This window comes from Hungatella sp. SB206 (genome assembly GCF_051132295.1).
Classification (GTDB): Bacteria; Bacillota; Clostridia; order Lachnospirales; family Lachnospiraceae; genus Hungatella; species Hungatella effluvii.
The window spans coordinates 7,177,713-7,193,402 of record NZ_CP096603.1; the positions used below are offsets into that span (position 1 = coordinate 7,177,713).

The window sequence follows — 15,690 nt, forward strand, 5'->3', positions numbered from 1 at the left end:
ATAGCAGTTGCAGGAAGAAATCGAACAGAAAACCATCGCATTAGCGGTTAAGACAGGCAAGCTCACCGGCCAGGTATTGCAGGCGGCCATGAAGAAATTTCTGGCTGCCCGTCAATCAGCCAAGAGTAACCCCCACCAAGGCAGACAGAGCTTGCGGCAGCTCAAAAAGGACGGTTGCGCCCTGTCCAACATTGAAATCACCGATTCCAACATCGGCCTGTTTCGGCCCTGCGCCAAGAAATACGGAATTGATTTCACCCTGCGGAAAGACCGCACCACCCATCCGCCCCGGTATATCGTGATTTTCAAATCCAAGCAGGCGGACAATCTGGAACAGGCGTTTAAGGAGTTTACGGCCAAGAAGCTCAAACAGCAGGAACGCCCCTCCATCCGAAAGGCCCTATCCGCCATGAAACAAAAGGCCGCGGCCAAAGATAAGCAGCGGGCAAAGGAGAAAGTCAAGGAAAGGGGGCTGTCGCTGTGAAGCCAGAAGTAAAAAAACAAATCCTGTCCAACGCACCATATCTGCTGTTTGTTTACCTGTTTGGCAAGCTGGGACAGACCTACCGGCTGGCGGCTGGGGCGGACTTGTCGGAAAAGCTCTTGCACCTTGCAGACGGCTTCTCCCTTGCCTTTGCAAGCGCCGCCCCCAGCTTCCACCTGTTCGATCTGGCGGTGGGCGTGGCCGGTGCCCTGCTGCTGCGGCTGATGGTGTACTGCAAGAGCAAGAACGCCAAGAAATACCGCAAAGGCGTAGAGTACGGCAGCGCCCGTTGGGGCGGCCCCAAAGATATCGCTCCGTACATCGACCCGGTGTTTGATAACAACATCCTCCTGACCCAGACGGAACGCCTCACCATGAACAACCGCCCCAAAGACCCCAAGACCGCCCGGAACAAAAACGTGCTGGTCATCGGAGGTTCCGGCAGCGGCAAGACAAGATTTTTTGTGAAGCCGAGTGCGCCCGTAAGGGCGGTATAAATCCTACCTTGAGCAAGTAGTAGGTAAAAGTATCAAGCGGCATTGTGCCGCAACCTATCATTCCCCGTCTTACCCCAAAAGGGAAACCGGAGGGCGACCATAGCATGACGGAGGACACGGGGCGCTGAAGCCTCAGAAGCGCCGGCGTGACGGAATGAAAATCCACGTATGAGGATGGAAGCTAGACTGCTTGAATGACAGCCTGAAATCGGGACCAAGAGCGTACCCCTGACGTAGAGAGGTTGTACTCGTCAGTGTTCCTGACAGTCGCATTGTTTGGCTATGCGGCTGCTGATACTCGGAGCAGGTTCAGCCACGGGAAAGTGGAAAAAGGCGAACGTCACATACCGACAACGTGGAACGCTTGTTTATACCGTACTAAACGGGGATTGCCTAAAGTGAAATGCCGAAAGGCTATGAAAACGCTGAAATGCGGGGTTCTGAATATTCACCATGGCAACAGAGTTCCCATAGTAGTCTGCGGACGGGAAAGCCGTCTACATGGCAAAGGGGAACAGTGAATCATTTTCAAAACAGAAAGGATGGTGTGTGAGACACTATGAGAAATCCGATTCATGTCTTGAAAAGCCTTGAAGAAAAGGCAAGTGTAAGTAACAACAAATATGAAAGATTATATCGCAACCTATACAATCCAGAGTTCTATCTCCTTGCATATGCGAACATTGCGAAATCGCAGGGGAGCATGACGCAGGGGGTAGACGGGCAGACGCTGGACAACATGAGCCTGCCGAGAATTAACCGGATTATTGAATCCATACGCAACAGGACATATCAGCCAAAGCCTGCAAAAAGAAAGTACATTCCTAAAAAGAACGGGAAACTTCGCCCGTTGGGAATCACTTCTACTGATGATAAGTTAGTGCAGGAAGTGGTCAGAATGATTCTTGAAGCAATCTATGAGCCGACATTCAGCAACAATTCACACGGTTTCAGACCAAAAAGAAGCTGTCACACGGCACTTACGCAAGTGAAGAAAAACTTCACAGGTGTTACATGGATTGTCGAGGGAGACATTAAGGCGTGCTTTGATAACTTCGACCATCATGTGTTGGTTGAATTACTGCGGAAAAGGATTTCAGACGAGGCTTTTATCGGTCTAATCTGGAAGTTCCTGAAAGCCGGATATATGGAACAATGGCAGTACAACTGCACCTACTCCGGTGTTCCGCAGGGCAGCGGTATCAGTCCGATATGTGCAAACATCTACCTCAGCGAACTGGACAACTATATGCAGGAATACAAAGAAAAGTATGATTGCGAGCCAGAACGCAGAAGGACGACCAGAGAATACGAGCGGGCGTCCCGGAGATACAGAAAGGCACGTAAAGCGTTAATGGGCGCAGAAAAATCAACTCCTGAACTGGTAAAAGAATTTAAGGATTCCAGAAGGAAGAAGATGAATCAGCACTATTACAATCCGTTTGAGGAAGGCTTCAAGAAAATCCAGTACAACCGTTACGCCGATGATTTTGTAATTGGCGTTATCGGCTCCAAAAAGGACGCAGAAAAAATCAAGGAAGATGTAAAAATCTTTCTCCAAGAAAAACTGCATTTGGAAATGTCCGAGGAAAAGACGAAAGTCACCCATTCCAGTAAGCCGGTACGCTATCTGGGGTACGATTTCAAAGTAATCCATTCCAAGAACATGAAGCGTTGTAAAAACGGCGACATGAAACGGGTGTGGTATGGAAAAGTATTCCTGTATATGCCGAAAGAAAAATGGATTAAAAAAGCGATGGAACGGGGAGCGATACAGGTGAAACGCAACAATGACACAGGCAAAGAAATGTGGCGTCCTATGCCAAGGAAAGACCTGATGAACCGCAGCGATGCAGAGATTGTGTCTACTTTCAATTCCGAAATTCGAGGGTTATATAACTTCTATCGGATAGCAGAAAACGTAGGCGCATTGCACAAGTATTACTACATGGTGCGGTACAGCATGTTAAAAACTCTGGCAGGAAAGCACAGAACGAATGTCAGTGTTATTAAGAAGCGGCACATGGTAAACGGAGTACTGAGAATCCCATACGATACAACTAAGGGACGTAAATACTGCGAATTTTACCATGATGGATTCAGAAAGCACAGCGACGGCTATGACAATGTGGCAGACGTTATGCCGAGTTATAGGAAATATGACAGCAGGCACACGATAGTAAACCGCATAAAAGCCGGAGTATGCGAGATTTGCGGGGAACATGCAGACTATTTATGTATGCACCACGTAAGAACGCTGAAATCGCTGAAAGGCAGGGATATATTTGAGCAGAAAATACTGAAAATGAGAAGAAAATCTCTGGCTCTCTGCCCTGACTGCTTTGAACTCTTACACGAAACCAAAGAATCAAGGTGATTCATGGAAAGCCGGATACGCTGAGAGGTGTACGTCCGGTTTGGGAGGCGGCTCCCTGAAACCTACTGATGAAAGTCAGCAAGGCGCAGGGTGCCTACCTCATACCTGATGCAGTGCGTGTCCAAGGACTATCCGGCCTCGTTCATTGTCACCGATCCGAAAGGGGGCCTGATCGGTGAGGTGGGGCAACTCCTTGTACGGTGTGGCTACCGGGTCAAAGTGCTGAATACCATCAATTTTTCCAAGAGTATGCGGTACAACCCATTCCGCTACATTCATTCGGAAAAAGACATCTTAAAACTGGTCAACACCCTGATCTGCAACACCAAGGGAGAGGGCGAAAAAAGCACCGAAGATTTTTGGGTGAAGTCGGAACGTCTGTTGTATTCGGCTCTCATTGGCTACATCTGGTACGAAGCGCCGGACGATGAAATGAATTTCACAACGCTACTTGAAATGATTAACGCCAGCGAAGCCCGCGAGGACGACCCGGAATTTCAATCCCCGGTAGACCAGATGTTTGAACGGCTGGAAGAAAAAGACCCGGAACACTTTGCGGTGCGCCAGTACAAAAAATTCCTTCTGTCGGCAGGCAAAACCCGCAGTTCCATTTTGATTAGCTGCGGAGCCAGATTAGCGCCATTTGACATCCGGGAAGTGCGGGATCTGATGGAGGACGACGAGCTGGAGCTTGACACCATCGGGGATGAAAAAACGGCCCTGTTCCTCATTATGAGCGACACGGACACGACCTTTAACTTCATTCTTGCCATGGTACAGAGCCAGCTTATCAACCTCTTATGCGATCGGGCCGATGACAAATACGGCGGGCGGCTGCCCGTCCATGTGCGGATGATTCTGGACGAGTTTGCCAACATCGGTCAGATTCCCAACTTTGACAAGCTGATCGCCACCATCCGAAGCCGGGAAATCTCGGCTTCTATCATTTTGCAGAGCCAGTCACAGTTAAAGGCCATCTACAAGGATGCAGCGGAAATCATTTCCGACAACTGCGACTGTACGCTTTTCCTGAGTGGAAGAGGCAAGAACGCCAAGGAAATCGCGGATGTGCTGGGCAAGGAAACCATTGACAGCTACAACCAAAGCGAGAACCGGGGCGCGCAGACCTCCCACGGACTGAACTACCAAAAACTCGGAAAGGAGCTGATGAGCCAGGACGAAATTGCAACCATGGACGGAGGCAAGTGTATTTTGCAGGTACGCGGGGTGAGGCCGTTTTTCAGTGAGAAGTACGATATTACACGCCACCCCCGCTACAAATACCTCTCGGATGCCGACAAACAGAACACCTTTGATGTGGACAGGTACTTGTCATCCCTGCGCCGGAAAAAACGGCGCGTGGTGTCGGAGGATGAACCCTTTGACCTTTACGATATCGACCTGTCGGACGAAGATTTGGCCGCAAAGTGAAGCGGCTTTTTTTCTGTAATCAATCAAATTTGTTCGCCGGAAACCGGCAGAAAGCGAGGCATATATGGAATTTTTCAATAGTGCAGTGGATACGTTACAGACCATCGTTGTGGGCCTGGGCGGAGCGCTCTGTGTATGGGGCGGCGTCAATCTGTTGGAGGGATACGGGGCCGACAACCCCGCCAGCAAGAGCCAGGGAATCAAGCAGCTTGTCGCGGGCGGAGGCGTGGCCCTCATTGGCATGACCCTCGTCCCGCTGCTGTCCGGGCTGCTGGGATAATCCTTTTATTTATCTGCAAGCAATACGCCGCGCCCTCCTGCTGTTTGGAGGGCGCGGGAAAGGAGGGATACACACATGATTGATGATTTAATCGGGGAATGGATCAAAGGCATCCTGATTGACGGGATCAAGGGAAACCTGTCCGGCCTTTTCAGCACCGTGAATACCAAGGTAGGGGAAATCGCATCGGATGTTGGCAGCACGCCGCAGGACTGGAACGGCGGCATTTTTTCCATGCTGCAAACCCTGTCCGAAACGGTCATTGTCCCCATTGCGGCGGCGATTCTCGCCCTGGTGATGTGCTATGAGCTGATTGAAATGATTGTGGAAAAGAACAACATGCACGACTTTGATACGTCCCTGTTCTTCCGCTGGATGTTTAAGAGCGCCTTTGCCATCCTCATTGTGACGAACACATGGAATATCGTCATGGGCGTCTTTGACGCCACCCAGGCCGTCGTGAACCAAAGCGCCGGTATCATCATCGGGGAAACCAGCATTGACTTTGATACCCTGATTCCGGCTCTAGAAACCCGGCTGGAAGCCATGGACATCGGCCCTCTGTTGGGCCTGTGGTTTCAGACCCTGGTTGTGGGGCTGACGATGCACGCGTTATCCATCTGCATTTTCCTTGTCACCTACGGGAGAATGATTGAAATATACGCTGTGACCGCGCTGGGGCCGATTCCCCTTGCCACGCTGGGCAATTCGGAGTGGCGCGGTGTCGGCCAAAACTACTTGAAATCCCTGTTGGCGCTGGGCTTCCAAGCGTTCCTGATTATGGTTGTTGTCGGCATCTATGCGGTGCTGATTCAGGACATCGGCACGATGGAGGATATTTCCGGCGCGATCTGGGGCTGTATGGGATATACGGTGCTGCTGTGCTTCTGCCTATTCAAGACGGGAAGTATCAGTAAAGCAGTATTTACCGCCCACTGACCTTACAATTTTTACGCAGGAGGAAAAAACTTATCAAGGAATCGCAGAAGAAAACCTATCACATTATTTACGCTGACCCGCCGTGGAGATATGACCAGAAAACGGTACAGGGGGCAGCGGAAAACCACTATCCCACCATGGGAATCGACGCGCTGTGTGCCCTGCCGGTGGAAACCCTGGCCGCCAAGGACTGCCTGCTGTTTTTGTGGGCTACGTTCCCCATGCTGCCGGAAGCCCTGCGGCTGATCAAGGCGTGGGGCTTCACCTTCAAGACCGTGGCCTTTGTATGGCTCAAACGAAACAAGAAAAGCCCCACCTGGTTTTACGGGCTGGGACACTGGACAAGAGGAAATGCGGAAATCTGCCTGCTTGCCAAGCGGGGACACCCCAAACGCTATTCCCGAAGCGTCCATCAGTTTATTATTTCCCCCATTGAGGAACACAGCAAGAAACCCGACATCACCCGCGAGAAAATCATCGAGCTTGCGGGCGACCTGCCCCGCGCAGAACTGTTTGCCAGACAGAAAATCCCTGGCTGGGATGTGTGGGGCAACGAAGTGGACAGCGATTTTTCCCTGTCCGCACGAGAAACGAGGTGATTTTATTTGGCTTATGTCACTGTCCCCAAGGATTTTACCAAGGTGAAATCCAAGGTGGTATTCGGGCTGACGAAACGCCAGCTCCTTTGTTTTGGCGGTGCGCTGCTGGTCGGTGTCCCGCTTTTCTTGTTGATCCGGGGCCGCATCCCCACCAGTGCGGCGGCGCTCCTTATGGTGTTTGCCATGCTGCCGGGCTTTCTGCTGGCGCTGTATGAACGCCACGGCCAGCCCCTTGAAGTGGTGGTGCGCCAGATCGTAGAGTGCTGCTTTATCCAGCCCAAGGAAAGGCCCTACCAGACCAACAACGCTTATACCGCCCTTGTGCGGCAATTCCAAATGGAAAAGGAGGTCAACACCATTGTCCAAAAAGCAAAGAAACGAAACGAGCGCAAAAGCGCCGGTCAAACTCACCCGCGCCGAAAAGAAAGAGATTCAGGCCATCATCCGCAGGTATAAGGGCGACGGAAAGCCCCACTCCGCCCAGGAGAGTATCCCCTACGAGGCCATGTATCCAGATGGGGTTTGCCGCCTGACGCCCCGCACCTTTTCCAAGTGCATCGAGTTTTCAGACATCAGCTATCAGCTTGCCCAGGCGGACACCAAGGCGGCCATCTTTGAAAACCTGTGCGACCTTTACAACTATCTGGATGCCTCTATCCACATCCAGTTTTCCTTTCTCAACCACAAGATTGACCCCAGGCAGTACGCCAAGAGCCTTGAAATCCGGGCGCAGGGGGATGATTTTGACGACATCCGCACGGAGTATTCCGCCATATTAAAAGACCAGCTCGTAAGTGGGAACAACGGACTGGTCAAGCGGAAGTTTCTCACCTACACCATTGAGGCCGATAACCTCAAACTGGCCCGTGCCAGACTGCACCGCATTGAAACCGACCTGTTGGGCTATTTCAAGAGCATGGGGGCTGTGGCGTGGGGGTTGGACGCAACGGCCCGGCTGGAAGTCATGCACCGCATGTTCCACCCGGACGGGGAGCCGTTTTCCTTCGATTGGAAGTGGCTGGCTTCCTCCGGCCTCTCCACCAAGGATTTTATCGCCCCATCGTCGTTCCGTTTCGGGAACGCCCGGATGTTCGGGCTGGGAGGCAAGTACGGGGCTGTCAGCTTCTTAAACATCCTGTCCCCGGAGCTGTCAGATGAAATGCTGGCCGACTTTCTCAATACAGAAAACGGCATTGTGGTGAACCTCCATGTGCAGGCCATCGACCAGAGCGAGGCCATCAAGACGGTGAAGCGCAAGATTACCGACCTGGACGCCATGAAGATTCAGGAGCAAAAGAGGGCTGTCCGCAGCGGCTACGATATGGACATCCTTCCCAGCGACCTTGCCACCTACGGGCAGGACGCCAAGGAGCTGCTAAAGACCCTGCAAAGCCGGAATGAACGGATGTTTCAGCTCACCTTTCTTGTCCTCAATACCGCCGACACCCGGCAGGCGCTGGAAAACGATGTGTTTTGGGCCGCAGGCGTGGCACAGAAATACAACTGTTCCCTTGTACGGCTGGACTACCAGCAGGAGCAGGGCCTTATGAGCAGCCTCCCATTAGGGGCCAGCCACATCCAGATTGAGCGTTCTCTGACCACTTCCAGCGTGGCCGTGTTCGTCCCCTTTGTAACGCAGGAGCTGTTTCAGGATGGAGAGGCCATGTATTACGGCGTCAATGCCAAGACCGGCAACATGATTATGCTTGACCGAAAGCGGGCGCGCTGCCCAAACGGTTTAAAGCTGGGTACGCCAGGAAGCGGCAAGTCCATGAGCTGCAAATCCGAAATTTTGAGTGTGTTCCTCTGTACGCCGGATGACGTGTATGTATGTGACCCGGAGGCCGAGTATTACCCCCTTGTAAAACGGCTGCATGGACAGGTGGTGAAACTGTCACCCACCAGCAAATCCTATGTGAACCCACTGGACATCAACTTAAATTACAGCGAGGATGAAAGCCCGCTGGCCCTAAAATCGGACTTTGTTTTATCGTTTTGTGAACTGGTGATGGGCGGAAAGAACGGGCTGGACGCCATCGAAAAGACGGTCATTGACCGGGCGGTGCAGGTGATCTACCGGCCCTATCTGGCAGACCCCAAGCCGGAGAATATGCCGATTCTTTCCGACCTCCACAAAGCCCTGTTAGACCAGAATATCCCGGAGGCCGACCGGGTGGCCCAGGCCCTTGACCTGTATGTGAACGGCAGCTTAAACGTGTTCAACCACCGTACCAATGTGGACATTGAAAGCCGGATTGTGGCCTTTGACATCAAGGAGCTGGGCAAGCAGCTAAAGAAAATCGGGATGCTGATCGTCCAAGACCAAATTTGGGGCAGGGTGACGCAAAATCGCAGCCAGGGCAAGGCAACGTGGTTCTTTTGTGATGAATTTCACCTGCTGTTGCGGGAGGAACAGACAGCGGCCTTTTCCTGCGAGATTTGGAAGCGTTTCAGGAAATGGGGCGGCATCCCGACAGGTGCCACGCAAAACGTCAAGGATCTGCTGTTGTCGCCGGAGATTGAAAATATTTTGGAAAATTCGGACTTCATCTGCCTGCTCAACCAGGCGTCCGGCGACCGGCACATCCTTGCGGAGCGATTGAACCTATCCCCCCAGCAATTACGGTATGTGGAAAATTCCGAACCCGGCGAGGGGCTTTTGATTTATGAGAATGTCGTTCTGCCCTTTAAGAATCCTATCCCAAAGCACACTCAGCTTTACCAGATCATGACCACCCGCTTAGGTGAGGGAGCCACGGTATGAGGTGCGGGGCCGCAAAAGGAGGTGACGCACTATGAAGCCCTTAAACCCCCGTGATAAGGTGACACAGCGCATGACCCGCGCTGGGCTTACACTGGATAACCAGACCACCGGTGAGAGCGTCAACATTTCCAGCCGGGAGGCCGAACCGGAATACACGGCCAAGCCGGGCGGCACAGCGGAAAAGGCGCTGGAACGAGCTGTGGACATCCGCGACCGGCTGGATGCAGCAAAAAGCGCCCTCCCCAAAAAGCGCGTGATTGCCAAGGCAACCGTCTACGACGAGGCCAAGGGAAAGACCAGAAGCAAACTTCACTTTGAGAAAGTGGAGAAACATCCGCCAAAGCTCAAACCCAATCCGGCCAGCCGCCCGGTGCAGGAGGCGGGGCTATACCTCCACGGAAAAATCCATGAGGTGGAGCAGGAAAATGTGGGTGTGGAGAGCGGCCATAAGGCGGAAGAACTGGCCGAGCGCCAAGCGGGCAAGGCGCTGCGAAACGCCAGACGGCGGCATAAGCTGAAACCCTACCGGGCCGCAGCCAAGGCGGAACGAAAATCCATGGCCGCCAATGCCGAGTTTGTGTATCAAAAATCCCTGCGGGACAACCCGGAACTGGCGCAGGCGGTGAGTAATCCCATTTCCCGTCTCTGGCAGAAACAGCACATCAAACGGGAATACGCCAAGGCCGCACGGGCGGCGGGCCGGAGCGCGGCAGGTAGTGCAAAGACCACCGCATCAGCCGCCAGGAAAGCCGCAGAGAAAGGAAAACAGGCCGCGTCCCTTGTGGCCCGTCACTGGAAAGGGGCGCTGCTGATCGGCGGCGTGGGCCTGCTTCTCATGCTGATTATGGGCGGCCTGCAATCCTGCACCGCCATGTTCGGCAGTGCCGGGACGGGGCTTGCGGCCACCTCCTATCTGTCCGAGGACAGCGATATGCTGGGGGCCGAGGCTGCCTACGCCGGGATGGAAGCTGATTTACAGTACGAACTTGACCACTACGAAACCCTCCATCCCGGCCATGACGAGTACCGTTTCGAGCTGGACGAGATCGGCCATGACCCCTATGTACTGACCTCCATCCTCTCCGCGCTGCATAACGGCGTGTTCACCTTGGAGGAAGTACAGGGCGACCTTGCCATGCTCTTTGAGCAGCAATACACCCTGACCGAGCGCGTGGAGGTGGAGATCCGCTATCGAACGGTTACGCACACAGACAGCGACGGCAACGAATACGAGGAAGAAGTGCCGTATCGCTATTCCATCTGCTATGTGACACTGAAAAATGCGGATTTGTCCCACCTGCCAGTCTATCTCATGAGCGAGAAACAACTGAGCCTGTACGCAGCCTATATGCAGACGCTGGGCAACCGGCAAGACCTCTTTCCAAGCGGCAGCTACCCCAATGCCTCCACCGTCAAGGAGCCGACCTACTATGAAATCCCACCGGAGGCGCTAAAGGATGAAGCCTTTGCGGCCATGATCGCGGAGGCGGAAAAGTATGTGGGATTTCCCTATGTCTGGGGCGGCAGCTCCCCCAGCACCAGCTTTGATTGTTCCGGCTTTATTAGCTGGGTGGTCAATCATTCCGGCTGGAATGTGGGGCGGCAGACGGCGCAGGGGCTTTACAGTCTCTGCATCCCCGTTTCACCGGAACAGGCAAGGCCCGGCGACCTGGTATTTTTCGTCGGCACATACGACACTGCCGGGATGTCCCATGTGGGGCTGTATGTGGGCAATTCGGTAATGCTGCACTGCGGAAATCCGATCAGTTACACGAACCTAAATTCAAGCTACTGGCAACAGCATTTTTATTGTTACGGGCGTTTACCTTAAACGCCAGAAAGGAGTGTTTGACTATGGCAATGAACAAATTGGAACGCATTGAAAAAGACATTGAGAAAACCAAGGACAAGATCGCGGCGCTGCAAAAGCAGCTTCGGGAGCTGGAAGCGGCAAAGACCGAACAGGAAAACTTGCAGATCATCCAGCTTGTGCGGGGCCTGCACATGACGCCCCAGGAATTTACCGCCTTTGTCCGGGATGGTGCGTTGCAGGTACCCCCGGCCCCGCAGCCGGATTTTGAGCAGGACGAACAGGAGGAAACCGCCGATGAAGAATAAAGCCATTCGCATGTTCACCGCAACACTGGCCGCTGTGCTTTGCATGGCGGCTTTTTCTGTCACCGCCTATGCCGGAGGCGTTGACCCTGACCCGGAGCCGCTGCCGGAAACCACCGAAGCCCCTTTGCCGGAGGAAACGGAGGAACCCACCACCGGGGGCATAGAGATGGAGCCGGAGGGCGTACCCGTCACCCCGGAGGGCAATGCGGCGCTGGTGGATGATTTTTTCGGGGATAAGCAGCTTATCACCGTCACCACCAAGGCCGGGAATTATTTCTATATCCTGATTGACCGGGCCAACGAGGACAAGGAAACATCCGTCCATTTCCTCAACCAAGTGGACGACACCGACCTGCAAGCGTTGTTGGAGGACGGCGAACAGGAGCCGCAAGCCTGCACCTGCACGGCCAAGTGTGAGGCCGGGGCCGTCAACACGGCCTGCCCGGTTTGTAAAAATAACCTGACCGCCTGCGCCGGGCCGGAGCCGGAACCCGCAGACGAGGAAGAACCGGCAGCGCCGGAGAAAGAAAGCGGCGGCATGGGCGGCCTTGTGGTGTTCCTTGTGGTAGTGCTGGCAGGCGGCGGCGCGGCCCTTTACTTCTTTAAGTTCCGTAAGCCGAAAGCGGATGTCAAGGGCGGCGACGATCTGGACGAGTACGACTTTGGCGAGGACGAGGACGACGAGGAAGAAGCCCCGGAGCCGGACGACACCACCGATGGGGACGCCCAGGAGCCGGAGGAAGATTTGTTGATGGAGGAAGAAACGGATAAGGAGGACGAGGAATGAGTATTCAGTTAGTGATTGCAGAGAAACCGAGCGTGGCCCGCAGTATTGCGGGTGTGATCGGCGCGGATAAGAAACAGGACGGCTATTTCGAGGGAAACGGCTATCTGGTGAGCTGGTGTATCGGCCATCTGGTTTCCCTTGCCGACGCCGGGGCCTATGACGAGCGTTTCAAGAAGTGGCGCTATGGCGACCTGCCGATTTTGCCGCAGGAATGGCAGTACATCATCCCGGACGAGAAGAAAAAGCAGTTTGAAGTCCTGCGTTCCCTGATGGAGCTCCCCGACGTGGACGGCCTTGTATGCGCCACCGACGCCGGGCGCGAGGGGGAACTTATTTTCCGTTTCGTCTATCAGATGGCGGGCTGTAAAAAGCCGTTCAAACGTCTTTGGATTTCCAGCATGGAGGACGCGGCCATCCTGGAGGGCTTTCAGCATTTGCGCCCCGGCGCAGACTATGACGCCCTCTATCAATCGGCCCTGTGCCGGGCGCGGGCGGATTGGCTGGTGGGGATCAACGCCACAAGGCTTTTCTCCATCCTCTACCACAAGACCCTGACCGTGGGCCGGGTGCAGACGCCGACCCTTAAAATGCTGGTTGACCGGGAAAGCAAAATCGACAATTTCAAGAAAGAGAAATATCACGTTGTCCATATCGCGGCAGGCGGCATGGAGGCGGCCAGCGAGCGCTTTTCCAGTGCTGACGACGCCGATGCCACCAAGACAGCCTGTGCACGAGCGCAGGCCGTTTGTGTATCGGTGAAACGGGAGAAAAAGACAGAGCAGCCGCCCCGCCTCTATGACCTTACCACCTTGCAGCGGGAGGCCAACCGGCTCTTTGGCTTTACCGCCAAGCAGACCCTTGACTATGCCCAGCAGCTTTATGAAAAGAAGTGTCTGACCTATCCGAGAACAGATAGCCAGTACCTTACCGATGATATGCAGCCCACAGCGGAAAGCATCGTTTCCGGCCTCTGGCCGCTGCTTCCCTTTGCGGCGGAACTGGATATTTCCCCGCAGTTTGGCCGGGTGCTGAACAGCAAAAAGGTGAGCGACCACCACGCTATCATCCCTACGATGGAATTTGTTCAGAAAGGCTTTGACGGGCTGACCGAGGGGGAGAAAAAACTTCTCTCCCTTGTGTGCTGTAAGCTGCTTTGTGCCGTGGCAGCGCCCCATGTGTTTGAGGCTGTCACCGCCACTTTCACCTGCGCCGGAAACGAGTTTACCTCCAAGGGCAAAACCATCCTGACGCCCGGCTGGAAAGAGATTGAACGCCGTTTCCGTGCTTGCTTTAAGGCCGACGCCGACGAGGACGGGCCGGAGCTGGCGCGGGAACTGCCAGAGATCACCGAGGGCCAGACCTTTGACAAGGTGGAGGCTTCCGTTACCGAGCATTTCACCACGCCGCCGAAACCCTACACCGAGGACACGCTTCTGTCGGCTATGGAACGGGCAGGGGCCGAGGATATGCCGGAGGACGCCGAGCGCCAAGGTTTGGGAACCCCGGCCACCCGCGCTTCCATCCTGGAAAAGCTGGTGCAGATGGGATTTGTGGAACGCAAAGGCAAGCAGCTACTTCCCACCAAGGACGGCCATAACCTTGCCTGCGTCCTGCCGAATGTCCTAACCTCTCCCCAGCTTACCGCTGAATGGGAAACGAAACTGACGGCCATTGCCAAGGGCGAGGCTGACCCGGACAGCTTCATGGCTGACATTGAGGAAATGACGCGGGGGCTGATTGCGGGCTATTCGCAGATCAGCGAGGATGCACAGAAATTGTTTCAGACCGAGCGTGTGGTTATCGGCAAATGCCCGCGCTGCGGCGAAGCCGTCTACGAGGGCAAGAAGAACTACTACTGCGGAAACCGGGCCTGCCAGTTTGTCATGTGGAAGAATGACCGATTTTTTGAGGAACGAAAGAAAGCGTTCACCCCAAAAATCGCCGCCGCGCTCCTTAAAAGCGGGAAAGTCAAGATAAAGGGCCTCCATTCCGTGAAAACGGGAAAGACCTACGACGGCACGGTGCTTTTGGCCGATACAGGCGGGAAGTACGTTAACTACCGCATAGAACGGAGGGCGAAGAACTAAAAAACAGCAAGCATAGGGAGTGTAGCCACACACCCGGAAAAATCCCTGTCCCGGCCATTCTGCCGGGTCGGGGATTTTCTCTTTGGGGAAGCCCCAATCCCCTGTATGACGGATGCTCTGGTAGGACTAATTTCATTCAGATTTACTTTTCAAAATCGGATAGCCCTGCTATACTATGCGTAAAGAGCATATCATGCAAGGGAGGCACCAATGAAACAACCAGATAAAAAACAACGTTTTCATGGTATGGCTGCGATTGGGATGGGGCTTGGCCTGCTGTTCGGGATTTTATGGGAGAACCTCCCGCTTGGACTTTTGATGGGAGCGTCATTGGCTGGCTTTGGAAATATGACAACGAAAAGGTAGGTGGATGATTATGAACGGACAGATGTATCAGATATGCTCCATAGTGGCAGCCGCCAGAAGGGCATTAAAAAACCGCAGCTCGATTTGTTACATACCCGCAGACTATGAGAACCCCTCACAATTTCTGTGTTTGACGGGGAGTGGAGGCTCACCATATACCGCTCACGATGTATCACAATGGTATGAACATCTCAAAGAGCAACATTTGACAGATATTCAACTCTATTGCCCTACTTCTGTCAGAGATCGCAGCCTGTTAGGTTTTTCCAATACGACCCAGGCAAGTATAGTGTGTTTTTTTAAGGGAAATCGAATGACCTATTTTATTGCTGATTGGAAGTTTGATTCCAAAGAGCGAAAGTGGAATGTCCTCTATACAGAACATCCATGGAATGACCCGCCGAAAGCATGGCCACGTTTTGAAAACAATACGCAAGCGTTCCGAAGTGTCTTGCACGATATTCAGGACTTGGCGCACCGGCTTGGATTTGAAGGCTTTGCAAACATCTTTTATCAAGCAGGAACGATTTTGGACGGCGGCAAGGAATATCCCGATAAAGCATATGGCCTTTCACTGCCGCCACTACCGGACAATCACTTGCGTGTGTTTGAGGCAGCCAGCCGAGCGGATGTATTTGGAGCGATGGGATCATGGAATGATTCGCCTCCGTGGGCAGCGCACGAAAAAGGATTGGAGCAGGAGTATGAAACACTGTCTGCGGAACTATTGAAGCAAATCCGGTTTGGATTATTATATGCCATCAATGAATGGTAGTCCGGCTGCTCTATGCGGATGTCCTACTTGTTGGAAGCGTTCAGCTTGTCAAAATAAACCGGATCGATTAGGCTGAATGAGGTGAGATAATGTATACGAACAGCAGAGAAAACGAAGTACGATTACTGAAACAGTTATGGGCAGGGCTTCCAACCATGTGTCCCAAATGCCGCCAAGCGGAATTAG

Annotated in this window: 13 protein-coding genes and 2 pseudogenes; all 15 read left to right on the plus strand. The window is 53.5% G+C overall.

The window, feature by feature from the left end:
- The first annotated feature begins 7 nt into the window (after nt 1–7).
- The 15 genes and pseudogenes from M1L66_RS32310 (at nt 8) to M1L66_RS32380 (ending at nt 15,504) form a co-directional block, all read left to right on the plus strand.
- On the plus strand, nt 8–484 hold the full coding sequence (locus tag M1L66_RS32310) for a PcfB family protein (RefSeq protein ID WP_006775545.1): 477 nt from the start codon (nt 8–10) through the stop codon (nt 482–484).
- Nucleotides 481–960, plus strand: a pseudogene (locus M1L66_RS32315) (VirD4-like conjugal transfer protein, CD1115 family); the annotation flags it as partial. The gene M1L66_RS32310 and the pseudogene M1L66_RS32315, both read left to right, overlap by 4 nt.
- 580 nt (nt 961–1,540) lie before the next feature.
- Nucleotides 1,541–3,358, plus strand: a complete 1,818-nt coding sequence (locus tag M1L66_RS32320; RefSeq protein ID WP_002589063.1) for a reverse transcriptase domain-containing protein — start codon at nt 1,541–1,543, stop codon at nt 3,356–3,358.
- Between the two features lie 105 nt (nt 3,359–3,463).
- Nucleotides 3,464–4,789: pseudogene (locus M1L66_RS32325) on the plus strand (VirD4-like conjugal transfer protein, CD1115 family); the annotation flags it as partial.
- A gap of 64 nt (nt 4,790–4,853) precedes the next feature.
- Nucleotides 4,854–5,069, plus strand: a complete 216-nt coding sequence (locus M1L66_RS32330) for a Maff2 family mobile element protein (protein WP_002566673.1) — start codon at nt 4,854–4,856, stop codon at nt 5,067–5,069.
- Nucleotides 5,070–5,144: 75 nt separating this feature from the next.
- Nucleotides 5,145–6,008, plus strand: coding sequence for a VirB6/TrbL-like conjugal transfer protein, CD1112 family (locus M1L66_RS32335; RefSeq protein WP_006771540.1), 864 nt, complete (start codon nt 5,145–5,147; stop codon nt 6,006–6,008).
- A gap of 32 nt (nt 6,009–6,040) precedes the next feature.
- Entirely contained in the window at nt 6,041–6,607 is a 567-nt protein-coding gene (locus M1L66_RS32340) for an MT-A70 family methyltransferase (RefSeq protein ID WP_080552239.1), read from the plus strand.
- Nucleotides 6,608–6,613: 6 nt separating this feature from the next.
- Nucleotides 6,614–7,063: a PrgI family protein gene (locus M1L66_RS32345; protein ID WP_039890717.1), complete on the plus strand. Its 450-nt coding sequence runs from the start codon at nt 6,614–6,616 to the stop codon at nt 7,061–7,063.
- Nucleotides 6,966–9,371, plus strand: coding sequence for a VirB4-like conjugal transfer ATPase, CD1110 family (locus M1L66_RS32350; protein WP_117622447.1), 2,406 nt, complete (start codon nt 6,966–6,968; stop codon nt 9,369–9,371). Before M1L66_RS32345 ends, M1L66_RS32350 begins: the two co-directional genes overlap by 98 nt.
- 31 nt (nt 9,372–9,402) lie before the next feature.
- The gene (locus tag M1L66_RS32355; RefSeq protein ID WP_006771535.1) at nt 9,403–11,202 is read left to right on the plus strand and encodes a C40 family peptidase; all 1,800 of its coding nucleotides are present in this window, start codon (nt 9,403–9,405) and stop codon (nt 11,200–11,202) included.
- A 23-nt stretch (nt 11,203–11,225) separates the two neighbouring features.
- Complete coding sequence (locus M1L66_RS32360; protein WP_006771534.1) at nt 11,226–11,489, plus strand: DUF4315 family protein; 264 nt, start codon at nt 11,226–11,228, stop codon at nt 11,487–11,489.
- The gene (locus tag M1L66_RS32365; RefSeq protein ID WP_069159487.1) at nt 11,479–12,276 is read left to right on the plus strand and encodes a DUF4366 domain-containing protein; all 798 of its coding nucleotides are present in this window, start codon (nt 11,479–11,481) and stop codon (nt 12,274–12,276) included. Before M1L66_RS32360 ends, M1L66_RS32365 begins: the two co-directional genes overlap by 11 nt.
- Complete coding sequence (locus tag M1L66_RS32370; RefSeq protein WP_117622446.1) at nt 12,273–14,363, plus strand: DNA topoisomerase 3; 2,091 nt, start codon at nt 12,273–12,275, stop codon at nt 14,361–14,363. The genes M1L66_RS32365 and M1L66_RS32370 overlap by 4 nt, the downstream gene beginning before the upstream one ends.
- 210 nt (nt 14,364–14,573) lie before the next feature.
- A complete protein-coding gene (locus M1L66_RS32375; protein ID WP_006771531.1) occupies nt 14,574–14,729 on the plus strand; it encodes a hypothetical protein in 156 nt (51 codons plus the stop codon).
- Between the two features lie 10 nt (nt 14,730–14,739).
- Nucleotides 14,740–15,504, plus strand: coding sequence for a hypothetical protein (locus M1L66_RS32380; protein WP_187383028.1), 765 nt, complete (start codon nt 14,740–14,742; stop codon nt 15,502–15,504).
- Nucleotides 15,505–15,690: the final 186 nt, after the last annotated feature.